This window comes from Commensalibacter melissae, from assembly GCF_009734185.1.
Lineage (GTDB): Bacteria > Pseudomonadota > Alphaproteobacteria > Acetobacterales > Acetobacteraceae > Commensalibacter > Commensalibacter melissae.
The window spans coordinates 1,574,816-1,589,111 of sequence record NZ_CP046393.1 but is presented as its reverse complement, the minus strand read 5'-3'; the positions used below and the strand labels follow the sequence as shown (position 1 = coordinate 1,589,111).

The 14,296-nt window shown below is 38.2% G+C and carries 13 protein-coding genes and 1 tRNA gene; 9 read left to right on the top strand and 5 right to left on the bottom strand.

From position 1 onward, the window contains the following. Positions 1-30 precede the first annotated feature (30 nt). The 3 genes from sppA to GN303_RS07040 are packed head-to-tail and all read left to right on the top strand — an operon-like array spanning position 31 to position 2,751. Entirely contained in the window at positions 31-963 is a 933-nt protein-coding gene (sppA, locus tag GN303_RS07050) for a signal peptide peptidase SppA (protein WP_231504016.1), read from the top strand. 39 nt (positions 964-1,002) lie between these two features. After that, positions 1,003-1,284: an integration host factor subunit beta gene (locus tag GN303_RS07045; protein ID WP_110438448.1), complete on the top strand. Its 282-nt coding sequence runs from the start codon at positions 1,003-1,005 to the stop codon at positions 1,282-1,284. A gap of 30 nt (positions 1,285-1,314) precedes the next feature. Next, positions 1,315-2,751, top strand: coding sequence for a mannose-1-phosphate guanylyltransferase/mannose-6-phosphate isomerase (locus GN303_RS07040; RefSeq protein ID WP_110438447.1), 1,437 nt, complete (start codon positions 1,315-1,317; stop codon positions 2,749-2,751). Between the two features lie 53 nt (positions 2,752-2,804). Here the strand turns inward: GN303_RS07040 and trxB are convergent, their stop codons facing one another. Next, positions 2,805-3,767 (bottom strand): thioredoxin-disulfide reductase, encoded by a 963-nt coding sequence (gene trxB, locus GN303_RS07035; RefSeq protein WP_110438446.1) that lies wholly within the window; start codon positions 3,765-3,767, stop codon positions 2,805-2,807. 126 nt (positions 3,768-3,893) lie between these two features. Here trxB and GN303_RS07030 point away from each other — a divergent pair, with 126 nt between their 5' ends. The 3 genes from GN303_RS07030 to GN303_RS07020 all read left to right on the top strand — a co-directional run bounded on the left by GN303_RS07030 (position 3,894) and on the right by GN303_RS07020 (position 6,830). Next, positions 3,894-4,388, top strand: a complete 495-nt coding sequence (locus tag GN303_RS07030) for an Lrp/AsnC family transcriptional regulator (RefSeq protein ID WP_110438445.1) — start codon at positions 3,894-3,896, stop codon at positions 4,386-4,388. Between the two features lie 35 nt (positions 4,389-4,423). Next, on the top strand, positions 4,424-5,167 hold the full coding sequence (locus GN303_RS07025) for a polyprenol monophosphomannose synthase (protein WP_110438444.1): 744 nt from the start codon (positions 4,424-4,426) through the stop codon (positions 5,165-5,167). Positions 5,168-5,339: 172 nt separating this feature from the next. Next, positions 5,340-6,830: an ArnT family glycosyltransferase gene (locus GN303_RS07020; RefSeq protein ID WP_110438443.1), complete on the top strand. Its 1,491-nt coding sequence runs from the start codon at positions 5,340-5,342 to the stop codon at positions 6,828-6,830. A gap of 12 nt (positions 6,831-6,842) precedes the next feature. Here the strand turns inward: GN303_RS07020 and GN303_RS07015 are convergent, their stop codons facing one another. From GN303_RS07015 to GN303_RS07005, 3 genes are all read right to left on the bottom strand, one after another. Continuing rightward, on the bottom strand, positions 6,843-7,229 hold the full coding sequence (locus GN303_RS07015; RefSeq protein WP_110438442.1) for a response regulator: 387 nt from the start codon (positions 7,227-7,229) through the stop codon (positions 6,843-6,845). A gap of 169 nt (positions 7,230-7,398) precedes the next feature. After that, a tRNA-Arg gene (locus GN303_RS07010) sits at positions 7,399-7,475 on the bottom strand. Positions 7,476-7,541: 66 nt separating this feature from the next. Then, positions 7,542-7,979: a hypothetical protein gene (locus GN303_RS07005; RefSeq protein ID WP_146206653.1), complete on the bottom strand. Its 438-nt coding sequence runs from the start codon at positions 7,977-7,979 to the stop codon at positions 7,542-7,544. A 152-nt stretch (positions 7,980-8,131) separates the two neighbouring features. Between GN303_RS07005 and guaA the strand changes: the two genes are divergently transcribed. The 3 genes from guaA to GN303_RS06990 all read left to right on the top strand — a co-directional run bounded on the left by guaA (position 8,132) and on the right by GN303_RS06990 (position 13,195). Beyond that, positions 8,132-9,709 carry a glutamine-hydrolyzing GMP synthase gene (gene guaA, locus GN303_RS07000; RefSeq protein WP_110438440.1) on the top strand — a complete coding sequence of 526 codons (1,578 nt, stop codon included), beginning with the start codon at positions 8,132-8,134 and terminating at the stop codon, positions 9,707-9,709. Between the two features lie 481 nt (positions 9,710-10,190). After that, entirely contained in the window at positions 10,191-12,110 is a 1,920-nt protein-coding gene (locus tag GN303_RS06995; RefSeq protein WP_110438439.1) for a ribonucleoside-diphosphate reductase subunit alpha, read from the top strand. A 245-nt stretch (positions 12,111-12,355) separates the two neighbouring features. Next, positions 12,356-13,195, top strand: a complete 840-nt coding sequence (locus tag GN303_RS06990; RefSeq protein ID WP_110438438.1) for an aldo/keto reductase — start codon at positions 12,356-12,358, stop codon at positions 13,193-13,195. Between the two features lie 61 nt (positions 13,196-13,256). On the opposite strand, the gene GN303_RS06985 is transcribed toward GN303_RS06990, so the two are convergent. Then, positions 13,257-14,219, bottom strand: a complete 963-nt coding sequence (locus GN303_RS06985; protein ID WP_110438623.1) for a ribonucleotide-diphosphate reductase subunit beta — start codon at positions 14,217-14,219, stop codon at positions 13,257-13,259. Between the last annotated feature and the right edge of the window lie 77 nt (positions 14,220-14,296).

The window sequence follows — 14,296 nt, the reverse complement described above, 5'->3', positions numbered from 1 at the left end:
CTTTTATTAAAAAGTGGAGAATGAATTTACGTGGATAATGATTTATTAATGGAACGGCAAAAGATGAAACGCAAATTGGTTTTATGGCGTTTATTTGCTGTCTGTCTGTTTGTTTTATCGATAATGGCAGGTTCTGCCAAATTAATAACGAAGAGGCTTGGTAATCATGACGCGCATTTGGTGAAATTGAAAGTTGAGGGTGTTATTGGAAATGATGTTTCCAAACAGGTAACCCTGATCAATACTGCTTTAAAGGATAAATCTGTCAAGGGAATGATCCTTTATGTAAACAGTCCTGGTGGGGCGGTTACCGGCGGGGAACAGTTACATGATGCGCTGGTAAAATTCTCAAAAACCAAACCTGTTGTTGTTTCAATGGGAGGTGTGGCAGCTTCAGCAGGCTATATGATTTCAGTACCTGCAAAACGTATTTTTGCATTTAATTCTACCTTAACCGGATCAATTGGCGTCATTATGGAATCTCCTGATTTTTCTGGGTTGTTAGACAAGGTCGGTATTTCATTTGATCAGCTTGTTTCAGGTCCTTTAAAGGGTCAGCCGTCAATGGTCAAACCCTTGTCTCCAGCCGGTCAAAAAATGCTGCAGGGATTGATTGGCAATTTTTATGATCAGTTTACGAATATGGTTGCTGAAGGGCGACATATAGATATCGCCCGTGTCAAGGAATTGGGGGATGGGCGACCTTATAGTGGTCAGCAAGCCGTTAGATTGGGACTGGTCGATCAGATTGGTAATGAAGAGGATGCGAAACAATGGATGATCAAAACATATCATCTTCCAACAGACATTGAAGTTGTTACATTAAAAAAAGATAAAAGTGAAAACTGGTTTGGGCTTGGCGGCAAATCAATCATGAATTTTTCGTTAAAAACAATTGCCAATCAAATTTTTTATAAGGAAAATGAAAATTTTGGTGGTATTTTAGCTATTTGGCACCCATAAAAGAATCATTATAAGCTATAATAACATTTGAGTGAGTTAATGACTAAATCTGAACTAATATTAGAAATTGCATCCGAACATCCTAATTTAATGTTGAAATATATTGAGGAAATTGTTTCAACAGTTTTTGATGAAATAGAGACAACGCTGGCGAGGGGTGATCGGGTTGAGCTTCGTGGTTTTGGTGCCTTTTTTGTAAAAAATCGTAAAGCCCGTACGGGAAGAAATCCTCGGACAGGGGAAACTGTAACTGTGGAGGAAAAATATGTTCCCTTTTTTAAAACGGGGAAGGAATTAAGGGAAAGGATAAATCAGCAATAAAATTTTAAAACATTATAAAGGGAAACAGCAATGCAGGATACATCCATAATGAAAATTGTTCCTGTTATTTTGTCAGGAGGCACGGGTAGTCGGTTATGGCCCCTGTCTCGTGCCAGTTTCCCTAAACAGTTATGGCCCCTTATTACTGAAAAATCCATGTTTCAAGACACGGTTGTACGCGGTAAAGGGGATATTTTTTTAGAGCCAATCGTTATTTGCAATCAGGATCATCGTTTCTTGATTGCAGAGCAATTGAGAGAAATTGGCGTTGAAAATGCCCGTATTGTTTTGGAACCGGTTGGACGAAATTCAGCACCAGCCATAGCAACTGCAAGTTTGTTGGCGAATGAACTGGATGCTCAGACAATTTTATGGGTAATGGCGGCAGACGCATATATTCAAGATGTTCCAAAACTGGTGAAATTGGTAGAAGAGACAGCCGCTTTTGCACAAAACGGGAAAATTGTAACTTTCGGCATTCAACCTACACGTTTAGAAACAGGATATGGATATATTGAGAAAGGTTCAGTTATTGATAAGATCAAGAATATTTATGCCGTAAAGGCTTTTACTGAAAAACCTGATATTCGACAGGCTCAGCTAATGGTTGAGACGGGAGGATATTTATGGAATTCGGGCATGTTCATGTTTTCTGCACAAACGATGTTGCAGGAAATGAAACGTTATACCCCAACATTACTATCCTTGGTTAAAAAGGCTGTTGACAATAGACAGTCAGATTTATATTTCGAGCGTATATTATATGATGATTTCATAAAGGTCCCTGATCTTTCAATAGATTATGCCATTGCCGAAAAAACAAAAGCCATGGTCGTAGTATCTGCCGATCTTGTCTGGTCAGACATCGGAAGCTGGAATGGATTATGGAATGTAAGCCAGAAGGATCGGTCAGGGAATGTGGTTATAGGGAATGTATTCCTAGAAAACACGCATAATAGCTATATTCGTTCTGAAGAAATGGTAGCGGCTGTTAATGATATAGATAATGTTGTTGTAATTGTGACAAAAGATGCCGTTTTGGTTTCTGATCGAAACAAATCGCAAAATGTTAAGAAAATTGTTCAAAAATTGAATGCTGTAAAACAACAGGAGGCTGTTTGGCATAACCAATGTTATCGACCCTGGGGGCATTATGAAACGTTGGCACATGGAGAACGGTTTCTTGTCAAACAGCTTATTGTAAAAACTGGAGCGCAGCTTTCTCTGCAAAAACATCATCATCGTTCAGAACATTGGGTTATTGTTTCCGGTATTGCTGAGGTAACCCGTGGAGATGAAGTTATATTTCTGCATGAAAACGAAAGTGTTTACATTCCTCTGGGAATGGTGCACCGATTGAAAAATGCGGGTGATATACCTTTAATTGTCATTGAAGTACAATCTGGTTCTTATCTTGATGAAAGTGATATTGTAAGACTGGATGATCAGTATCATCGTATTGTATGAATACGATACGACTATTCAGAAAATCCAGATATTTGACCTCTATTTTTCGATATTCATCCTTCTGAAGCGGAAAGGAAACGTTCAGCTTCAAGTGCAGCCATGCAACCTGAGCCTGCTGCGGTGATCGCTTGACGGTAGATTTTGTCTTGAACATCTCCAGCGGCAAATATGCCAGGAACAGATGTTTTTGTTGTTCCCGGTGTTGTTTGTATATAGCCTTCCTCATCAAGATCAATTTGATTTTTGAAAAGTTCTGTATTTGGTGTGTGACCGATTGCTATAAAAACACCATTAACAGGCAATTGGCTTATTTCTTTTGTAAGTGTATTTTTTAATGTAAGTCCTGTAACAGAAGGAGGATTACTTTCCGCCAAAATATCTTCTATAACGCTATTCCAGATAATCGTAACTTTTGGATTTTTCATGAGGCGTGTTTGTTGGATTTTTTCCGCCCGTAAACTGTTGCGACGATGAATGAGGAAAACATGAGCTGCATGATGGGTTAAATAAAGAGCTTCTTCAACAGCGGTATTTCCTCCACCAATTACCGCAACTTGTTTACCACGATAAAAAAATCCATCACAGGTTGCACAGGCGGAAACACCAAATCCCTGCAGTTTTTTTTCAGCCTCAAGACCTAGCCAACGGGCTTGGGCACCTGTAGCAATGATGACGGTTTTTGCTTTGTAGGTATTTCCCATATCGGTTTGAAATATGAAATAATTATTTTCTTTTTGTTTATGTTGAAGGGAGCACCTTGTTACGCTGTCATTGATAATCTTGGCGCCAACATTTATGGCTTGTTGAGTCATCTGTTCCATCAACCAGGGGCCTTGTATGGGATCAGCAAAACCAGGGAAATTCTCGATTTCATTGGTAATGGTCAACTGACCACCGGGCTGTAATCCAGTTAGGAGAGTTGGACTTAGATTTGCTCTGGCTCCATAGATTGCCGCTGTGTATCCTGCTGGGCCTGCCCCAATAATTAATAAATCCGTAAGAAATGTTTCACCCATATTATTCGTCCTATTATTACAAAGATTTTTTATATATAAGTCATCTATAGTATAATAAGAAACTATTGTTTAAAGAATAAATTGTTAAATTATACAAAGTGAAAGTTTTGGTAGGATAATCGATTTATGAATCAGGCAGCGGATCTTGATAAAATTGACTGGCTCATTTTAGATGAGCTTCAAAAAGATGGGCGAATAACAAATATTGAATTGGCACAAAGAGTTGGTATTTCTGCTCCACCCTGCTTAAGGCGGGTAAGACGTCTGGAAACGATGGGGGTTATTCAAAGTTATCATGCGGATATCGATATGAAATCTGTAGGATGGTGCCTATCAGTATTTGTGCTGGTTGGTCTTGATAGCCAGAAAGAGGCCATATTAAAAGAATTTGAAAAGGAAATGGCGGATATTCCCGAGGTAAGGGAATGTCATATGGTGCGTGGTGGCGTTGATTTCTTAATTCGTTTTATTGCGCGAAATACCGAAGATGAAAATAGAATAACGCATGAATTGATAACGCATCCTCACATTGCCAGGGTTCAGACATTACAAGTTATTCATACCAGCTTTAATCGACATGGCGTTCCATTGGAATACGATCATCCAGATATATCTAAATAAATACTGGATGATCAAATGTAAACTTTTATTGAAAAATGAAATATTTATCCGCTTCAGAAAAAGCGATAGGCGCGGAAGTTAGTATTATTGTTCCGTGTTATAATGAAAAAAATAATGTCCTTCCTCTTTTTAGAGCTTTAGAAACGGCTTTGGTAGGGTGGCGATGGGAGGCTATTTATGTCGATGATAATTCTCCGGATGGTACAATTGAAGAGATTAGAAAACTTGCCAGACAAGATATAAGGGCACGTGGAATACTTAGAGTTAACAAAAGAGGCTTGTCGTCTGCAGTGATTGATGGTGTCTTATCCTCTTCTGCTGATTATATAGCGGTAATTGATGGAGATATGCAGCATGATGAGACACGATTGCCAGATATGCTTGAGGCTGTAATTCATAGAAATTTTGATTTTGCAGTTGGCAGCCGTCATGTATCGGGTGGCAGTAATCAGGGATTGGCAAATTACTGGAGGAGATTTTTATCGGATCGTGGCATTGCATTATCACAAAAAATTTTACCTGTTCCATTAAAGGATCCAATGAGCGGTTTTTTTGTATTGAAAAGAAAGCTGTTTTTAAATCTTATGCCGACATTAACAGGAACCGGTTTTAAAATATTACTTGATTTGATATTATCCTGTCCTTCTACAATACGTGTTATCGAAATTCCCTTTCAGTTTCGAAAACGTTTTTCAGGACAAAGTAAACTTGGTTTAAAAATAATGATGCAATTTATTGTAATGCTGCTTCAAAAAAAATTAAAAAGATATCCTAGATAATTCAAATTTAACGATGACAATCTGATAAATCCATTTTGCTGCTTTGAGGAATTTATCAAAAAAACTGACGAAAATTAAAATATTTATATACTGTGTCATCCAATCATTCTTGATAACGAATTATAATTTAAAATATGTAAAACAGATGATCTCATGAATTTTGGTTATTGGTATGTTTTCTGTAAAAGCTGATTTTGAATGGGTAAAAAAGTTAACGGTAAAACCTTGTTTATTATGGTTTTGGTTTGGTTTATCTATCGTGACACTCATTCGTTTATGGGTTGCTGCCGCCAGCCCGCTTACGCCAGATGAAGCATATTATTGGTTATGGTCAAATCATTTAGATTACAGTTTTTATGATCATCCACCAATGGTGGCGTTGTGGATAAAATTGGGATGCTGGATTGGTAATAAAACCGCTCTGGGTGTCCGTTTTCTTGCCCCTTTTGCCGGTTTGATAGGAAGTGTTTTTATATATTTTAGTGTTATGGATTTTTGTCATACCAGTCATGATAAAGAAAAAAATGCGATTACTGCGGTTTTGACATTAAATACAACCCTCGCTATTAGCGTCGGTAGTGTAACAATAACTCCCGATACTCCATTAATTTTCTTTATTTGTATTTTTATATGGGGATGTGGACGTTTACTTGCCACTCAAAAATTGGGATGGTGGCTGGTTATTGGTATAGCTGCAGGATGCGCATTGCTCAGTAAGTATACTGCGTTGTTAATGATTGCGGGATTAGGAGTTTGGTGCATTCTGACAGTTTTGGGTCGATCTTCTTTAAAATCCTGGAAATTATGGGGAGGGCTGTTTTTAACGATACTTATTTTCTTACCCGTGATTATTTGGAATTCAAGACATCAATGGATCAGTTTTTTAAAACAGGGTGGAAGAACAGCGGATTGGCATCCCAGTCGTGCGGTTCAGTTTTTGTCTGAATTAATGATCGGCCAGATCGGATTGGCTACTCCCATTCTTTTTGTTTGTTTTTGTTGGGCCATGATTAAACTGACAAAAATTGTTTGGGAGAGTAAAGCGGAGAATGATTTTTTATTGTGGTTATGGGTTATTATTCCAGTTTGTGTATTTGTTCAGCATGCCTTTGGGGATCGTGTACAGGCCAACTGGATGGGAATATTATATCCGGTCCTGTCTGTCATAACGGCAATTTATTTTCATCGTTTTATCAAGTCAGCCTGTATCCTCGGGAATATAATGGTTGGTTTGATTTACATTCAATCGGTTTTTGCATATTTTCCAATTCCGGCAAAATATGATCTCATGTTAAAACGATTGGGGGGGTGGGCTGAATTAGCTAAAGTGGTTTCATGTCAAATTCCTGATTCAGTTCCAATAATTGTCGATGAATATGGCATAGCTGCAGAATTGGCATTTTATGAGGTGCATCATCCAATTATTCTGGTTGATAGACGCTGGAAATATTTTGCTTTAGCTGATTACCATGGGAAAAATGGCTATTTAATTCGTACACAGCGTCGCAAAGATATGCCACCTTCAGTTTATTTTTTAAATTCAGAAAAACAGGGGATTGTCGTAAGAAGAATCAAACAGAGAATTGCGGAAACCTATAATATCTATAAAGTAGAGTTAAATTATTCAAATGCTAACCAGCATGAAATCGTTTATCTGCCCTAATGAAAATTTCAATTAGGAAGCGAGTTCTATCAATTCATCTGATAAAGGGTTGGAAACGGTTTCTTCCACTTTTTTAATTAAATTCTTTATCCTGAATGGTTTTTCAATACGTGGAAATGGTAAATCATTAATACGCTGGTTGATTTGAAAATTTCCACTCATCAAAAGTACCCTGCATTTTTTTTGCAACATTTTAAGAATCAGCGGATATGGATCCCCGTCAGGTAAATAAACATCGACAATCATGAGGGTAAATGAAGTTTCTTTGATTAGTTCAGCAGCTTCAGCAAGAGAATGTGCCAGTTGAATTGTCGGAATTCGATTGGCAAAGCTTAACTTAATAAGATCGCATATCTCAGGCTGATCTTCTATAATAAGAAGAGACGTATTAGAAAGCATTTAGAAATCTATCAAAAAAATTACTTTTTTATCTTTATACCAAAAAAAAACGTATAAATAAAGTATAATTTAATATGTATAAAGGAGTAGTTAAATAATATTAATAAAGCTTATTTTAACTTTTTAATCAGGTTTTCAATCTAGTTATGAAATTGACCTCTAATTTAAGTGGCGCACCCGACAGGAATCGAACCCATAACCCCCAGATTCGTAGTCTGGTGCTCTATCCAGTTGAGCTACGGGTGCGTCTTGCCCTAGGCTTTTAACCGATCTTTTTCCCCTCTGCAAGTGTTTTTTTAACTTTTTGTGATTTTAATGTGCAATAGCGTTTGATAAGCCGTAATGATGTGGACGATAAAAGGTAATTGTCGCCCGACAGTCAGGAGTTCCATAGGTTCCAATTATATTTTTATCCTTGGCTTTCCCTTCAAAAATGAGATCGTAGGGTTTATGATCCATATCCGTACGGTGGAGGACAGCGACAAGATGCCTTGGATGTTCCTTTTTGTGATAGATACCTGTCAAGACCAATGCCCCATTATCAGGTGAAAACAATATTTTCTTTTTATCGATTCTCAGGGCGGCCATACGATCATGTGGACAAATTCCCTGTTGTGTTTCCATTTTGCCTAACCATATTCCTGTGGGGTGGTCTTCGGCTAAATGACTGCAGGCAGCAGTCAACACTAATATAAAAATAGGGATAATCCGTATTTTGCGATGGACTAATTTCAGGCGATACTTGATCACGGAATGCTCCAGAGTGAAAAAATATGAAAAGGAATTTATTTCTATATAAAGGAGAAATAGTTTTTTTTCAGATAAATTGTTTAATTTACATTTTTTTTATCTATTTGTGATATGAAAACGTATTTTACTGAAAGAGGAAGTGATTGATAAAAATGACCCAGGTAAGCGAATTGGAACAATCTTTACATCAAGAAAAGATTCTTATTCTTGATTTTGGCAGTCAGGTAACCCAGTTGATTGCACGCAGAATAAGAGAAAGTGGCGTTTATTGCGAAATATGGCCTTATACGAGTGATGATGAAAAGATTCGTTCATTTGCACCAAAAGGGATTATTTTATCTGGCGGCCCTTCCAGCGTCACTCAAATGGATGCCCCAAGGATTCCGAATGAAGTTTTTACATTAAAGGTTCCCGTATTGGGAATTTGTTATGGTGAACAGGCAATGTGTCATCAATTGGGTGGACAGGTGGAATCCGGTGACCACCGTGAATTTGGCCGTGCGTATGTTAAAATTCTTGAGGATAGTGCGTTATGTCAGGGTGTATGGTCAAAGGGGAACCGTGAACAAGTATGGATGAGTCATGGTGATCGAGTTACAAAAATCCCCCCCGGATTCAAGGTGGTAGGGGTTAGTGAGGGTGCACCCTATGCCATGATTGCTGATGAGGATCGTCACTATTATGGTGTTCAGTTTCATCCTGAAGTTGTTCATACACCTCACGGTGCCGCATTATTAAAGAATTTCACGCATAATATTGCCGGGTGTCAGGGTAATTGGACCATGGCCGGTTTTCGTAATTTGGAAATTGAACGTATTCGTCAAAAGGTTGGTGACAAAAAAGTCATCTGCGGTTTATCAGGTGGGGTTGATTCCGCAGTGGCAGCTGTATTGATTCATGAAGCTATTGGAGATCAGCTAACCTGTATTTTTGTCGATCACGGCATGCTGCGTCAAAATGAAGCGGACGAGGTTGTTAAAACATTCAAAGAGAAATTTAATATTCATTTGATTGCTAAAGACGCGTCTGACTTGTTTCTGAAAGAATTGACTGGAGTAACCGATCCAGAGGTTAAACGTAAAACCATTGGCCGTTTGTTTATCGAGGTATTTGAACAGGAGGCGCAAAAACTGGGTGGGGCTGATTTTCTGGCTCAGGGTACCCTTTATCCGGATGTTATTGAAAGCGTCAGTGTCACGGGAAAATCAGTAACTATTAAGTCTCATCATAATGTGGGTGGATTGCCTGAACGGATGAATATGAAGCTTGTCGAACCTTTACGTGAACTTTTCAAGGATGAAGTCAGGGATTTGGGTCGGGAATTGGGTATTCCAGAAAATATTGTTGGTCGTCATCCATTTCCAGGACCAGGTCTTGCCATACGAATTTTAGGGGACATTACGCGTGAACGGCTTGATTTGTTGCGTCGTGTTGATGCCGTGTATTTGGATGAAATTCGCAAGGCTGGGTTATATGACAAAATTTGGCAAGCGTTTGCTGTTTTGTTGCCTATTCGTACGGTTGGCGTTATGGGGGATAGCCGAACATATGATCAGGCTTGTGCATTGCGGGCTGTTACAAGTGTGGATGGTATGACTGCCGATGTTTATTCTTTTGATATGGAATTCCTTACCAGAGTGGCGGGGCGGATTGTTAATGAAGTCAAAGGCATTAATCGTGTAACTTATGATATTACATCAAAACCACCCGGAACAATTGAATGGGAATAAGATTGCAAGATAATCAATATCTTGAGAAAGTGTCACCTCAATTATTTCATAGGTTTAATTGGGGTGCTATCTATTGTTCAGGTTACGCATTGACAAGTTATAGACTTGTTTTTTATATAAGGAATTTATGACAATATAATTGTATAGCCATTCTATTTTTAAAACTCGATAAATATACAGAGGTATCTGGCTAATATATTTAAAAAAAATTTTAAAATTAAATATATTGTTAAACCAATAAAGTCTGACCTATATTATACCATATTGTTATCATTTCTGATCTTTTTCGATTGTAAAATTAAAGTTTTTGTTTTTATCAAAATCTTGCATGTCAAGCCTAATGTTATGTTGATTTTATATCATCATATAGGTATGTATGTTTTTTTATATACTATATATAGAAATTTACCATTACATTTAAAATTTTATAATGGTATAGTAAGGATGTAAAATCCTTAAAGGTTTGTTGTTTTGCGAGGATATGGTTGTGACCCCAGTTGATCTGCTTGAAAAAAAGCCTGTTGCCAATGCTGGAAAAGGTAAAACAGATAATGGTTCTCTTTTTACAGATGCCTTGGCAGGAAAAATACAGTTGTATGGGCGTTATCAGGTTAAATTAGATCATTCTCGTGATGCTTTATTGACAGATTTTGGTAAAGCGACGCTTGATGACCGTTATCTTATTGAAGGTGAAAGCTACCAGGAGCTGTTTGCAAGGGTGGCTTCCTACTACGGGGATGATGCGGAACATGCCCAGCGTTTATATGACTATATGTCTCAGCATTGGTTTATGCCGGCCACTCCAGTACTGTCAAATGGTGGGACGGCCAGAGGGTTGCCTATTTCCTGTTTTTTGAATGAAGCGGAAGACAGCCTGAAGGGAATTGTTGAACTGTGGAATGAAAATGTCTGGCTTGCCTCTCGTGGCGGGGGAATTGGATCTTATTGGGGAAATTTGCGTTCTATTGGTGAAAATGTTAGTCGGAATGGCAAAACTTCAGGTGTCATTCCATTCATAAGGGTGATGGACAGCCTGACCCTGGCAATTAGTCAGGGATCTTTGAGACGGGGTTCAGCAGCTGTTTATTTGCCTATCTGGCATCCTGAAATTGAGGAATTTATTGAATTACGCAGACCAACGGGTGGAGATCCCAATCGTAAAGCCTTGAATCTACATCATGGTGTTCTAATTTCTGACGCTTTTATGCGTGCAGTTGAAAATAATGAGGAATGGGCGCTTGTCTCCCCAAAAGATCAGTCAGTCATTAGGAAAATTTCTGCCCGTTCTTTGTGGATCAGACTGCTGACGACACGAATTGAACAGGGTGAGCCTTATATTGTCTTTTCCGATACGGTGAATAATGCCCGTCCTGAACATCATAAACTGGCTGGACTGGAAGTAAAAACCTCTAATCTTTGTGCTGAAATTACGTTACCTACAGGAATAGATCATAAAGGAAAGGAACGGACGGCTGTTTGTTGTCTTTCCTCTTTAAATCTTGAATATTGGGATCAATGGTCAAGAAACCCACAATTTATCCAGGATGTCATGTTGTTTCTTGATAATGTTTTGCAGGATTTCATTGATCATGCTCCTGACGAAATGGAACGTGCAAGATATGCCGCTGCACGTGAACGTTCCGTTGGTATGGGTGTAATGGGTTTTCATTCTTTTCTTCAAGCTCATAAAATTCCGTTTGAAAGCGTTATGGCAAAAGTATGGAACAAGAAAATGTTTCAGCATATACGTCAGGAAGCAGACAAGGCATCCGTTACCCTGGCGAATTTGCGTGGACCTTGTCCGGATGCTGCCGATTACGGCATTAATGAGCGCTTTTCAAACAAGATTGCGATTGCGCCAACGGCTTCCATTTCGATTATTGCGGGAAATGCAAGTCCCGGTATTGAACCAATTACGGCCAATGTATTTTTGCAGAAAACCTTGTCAGGCTCCTTTACCGTAAGAAATAGGCATTTACGTAAGGTATTACAGGAAAAAGGCCAGGATACTGAGGCAGTCTGGTCTTCTATCACTTTAAACAAAGGGAGTGTTCAACATCTTGATTTTCTGACTCAGGATGAAAAGGATATTTACAAAACAGCATTTGAATTGGATCAACGTTGGATCATTGAACATGCTGCTGACCGTTCACCTTTTATTTGTCAGTCTCAATCAGTTAATTTATTTGTTCCAGCCAATGTTCACAAGCGTGATTTACATATGATGCATTATCAGGCATGGAAAAAAGGAATGAAATCCCTATATTATTGCCGTTCTCTTTCTATCCAGCGTGCAGATACTGTTAGCAATTTGGCAGTTAAAGAGGATATTCTAAATAAAGGTGATCAGATACAGGCTGATACCTCGACAAGTTATGAAGAATGTCTATCTTGTCAATAATATTGTTTTGAAGGATTTTTTAGAGGAAAAGGTCTTTTTTGTTAACTGGGCAAAAGTCTGATCTAAACGGATTTTATTCTTTCTATATCCCTAATATTTTAAGATTTAGGAAGATTTTTGGCCGATATAGGTGATATTCATTTATAAACAAGATAATATTGCTTTTTAAACAGACATCTATTTATGATATCAATCGAAATATTGATTTTGTCTTTAATATTTTTTGTAAAAAGGACACATATTGAATGTCATCTATCCCTCAAATTAAATTAAATGATGGGACGAATATTCCTGCTGTTGGATTTGGCACTTACAAACTTAACGGTAGGGAAGGGGTAAAATCTATCATCAGTGCCATTCATAATGGTTACCGTTTGTTGGATTCAGCTTTTAATTATGAAAATGAAGGTGCTGTTGGTGAAGCGGTCCGACAATGTGGAATTTCCCGTGATCAGTTGCGAATCACTTCCAAATTACCAGGACGTCGTCATCAATATGATCAGGCATTGTTAACGATTGAGGAATCTTTATATCGTGCACAGCTTGATTATTATGATATATATTTGATTCATTGGCCCAACCCGATAACAGGAAAATATCTTGAAGCCTGGGAAGCTCTGGTCGAGGCGAAAAAAAGAGGGATGATTAAATCCATAGGTGTTTCAAATTTCCTGCCTGAGCATCTTGATTGTATTATTAAGGAAACAGGGGTGACACCAAGTATTAACCAAGTGGAATTGCATCCATATTTCTCCCAGGCAAAACAGCGTGCCTATGATAAAAAATTGGGAATTGTTACAGAGGCCTGGAGTCCGCTGGGCCGTGCCAATGATCTGTTGACACACCCGATCCTGAAAGAAATTGCCAAAAATTATCATAAGTCGGTAGGACAACTAATTTTGCGCTGGCATGTCCAGCTTGGTGTTGTTCCCATTCCAAAAGCAACATCAGATCAAAGGCAAAAGGAAAATCTTGACATATTTGATTTTGATATTACGACAGAAGATATGCAAAAAATTGATGCATTATCAAAACCAGATGGTCGTTTAAAAGGACAGGATCCCTCAAAATATGAAGAATTTTAATTCTTAATATTATTCCCTCAGGATTAATATCTATTTGACCCTGAGGAATAACAGGGAATTCCTAAACTGTCATGCTTTCAAAAGCTTCTTCCCAGGTTCCTTCTGTGGCGGCTCGGCTATATTCGGTGGCACGATTTTCAAAGAAATTGGTATGTTCAACAGCATTGAGCATTTCATCCATCCAGGGTAACGGATTTTTATCAATATCGTAAATTGTATCCAAGCCTAACTGTGTTAAGCGACGATTGGCAATGAAACAAATATAATTTTTGACATCCTGTGCGGTTAATCCTTCGACAGAACCCATTTCGAAAGCTAGGTCAATAAAGGCAAATTCATGTTCAACGATAGTTTTACATATATGGATCAGCTCTTGTTGAAATTTTTCCGTCCACAAATGGGGATTTTCTTGAATGAACGTACGGAAAAGCTTGATAATGGATAGGCAATGTAATGTTTCATCTCTTACCGACCACGAAATAATCTGCCCCATTCCTTTTAGTTTATTAAAACGTGGAAAGTTCATAAGGATGGCAAAGGATGAGAATAATTGTAATCCTTCAGTGAATGCTCCGAAAACCGCCATTGTTTTGGCAATTTCGAGTGGATTATCAATTGAAAAATTCTGCATGTAGTCGTATTTATCTTTCATTTCCTTATATTTGAGGAAAGCAGAATATTCGACTTCCGGCATACCAATAGTATCAAGAAGATAACTATATGCCGCGATATGAATCGTCTCGATATTGGAGAATGCTGACAGCATCATAAGAACCTCAATAGGTTTGAATACTTGGCTGTAATATTTCATATAGGCATTATTTACCTCGACATCTGATTGCGTAAAGAATCGAAAAATTTGGGTGATCAAATTCCGTTCGGGTTCGGTCAATTTTTTATGCCAGTCCTTGACATCTTCCGCCAATGGAACCTCTTCAGGTAACCAATGTAGTCTCTGTTGGGTTAGCCATACATCATAGGCCCAAGGATAATGAAAGGGTTTGTAAACTGGGTTATACGTCATCAGATTATGTGTTTGTGCTGTTTTTGAATCTTGCTTTTCCACAGTTTTAACTCCTTGGGTGATTTATGATTTAATTA

What these genes read in the sequence shown, in the direction of transcription:
- GN303_RS07015 (WP_110438442.1), bottom strand. Translation starts at nt 7,229, where the DNA reads ATGCTTTCTAATACGTCTCTTCTTATTATAGAAGATCAGCCTGAGATA.
- GN303_RS06990 (WP_110438438.1), top strand. Translation starts at nt 12,356, where the DNA reads ATGTCATCTATCCCTCAAATTAAATTAAATGATGGGACGAATATTCCT.
- GN303_RS07030 (WP_110438445.1), top strand. Translation starts at nt 3,894, where the DNA reads ATGAATCAGGCAGCGGATCTTGATAAAATTGACTGGCTCATTTTAGAT.
- GN303_RS07020 (WP_110438443.1), top strand. Translation starts at nt 5,340, where the DNA reads ATGTTTTCTGTAAAAGCTGATTTTGAATGGGTAAAAAAGTTAACGGTA.
- GN303_RS07040 (WP_110438447.1), top strand. Translation starts at nt 1,315, where the DNA reads ATGCAGGATACATCCATAATGAAAATTGTTCCTGTTATTTTGTCAGGA.
- GN303_RS07045 (WP_110438448.1), top strand. Translation starts at nt 1,003, where the DNA reads ATGACTAAATCTGAACTAATATTAGAAATTGCATCCGAACATCCTAAT.
- GN303_RS06995 (WP_110438439.1), top strand. Translation starts at nt 10,191, where the DNA reads ATGGTTGTGACCCCAGTTGATCTGCTTGAAAAAAAGCCTGTTGCCAAT.
- trxB (WP_110438446.1), bottom strand. Translation starts at nt 3,767, where the DNA reads ATGGGTGAAACATTTCTTACGGATTTATTAATTATTGGGGCAGGCCCA.
- guaA (WP_110438440.1), top strand. Translation starts at nt 8,132, where the DNA reads ATGACCCAGGTAAGCGAATTGGAACAATCTTTACATCAAGAAAAGATT.
- GN303_RS06985 (WP_110438623.1), bottom strand. Translation starts at nt 14,219, where the DNA reads ATGACGTATAACCCAGTTTACAAACCCTTTCATTATCCTTGGGCCTAT.
- GN303_RS07025 (WP_110438444.1), top strand. Translation starts at nt 4,424, where the DNA reads ATGAAATATTTATCCGCTTCAGAAAAAGCGATAGGCGCGGAAGTTAGT.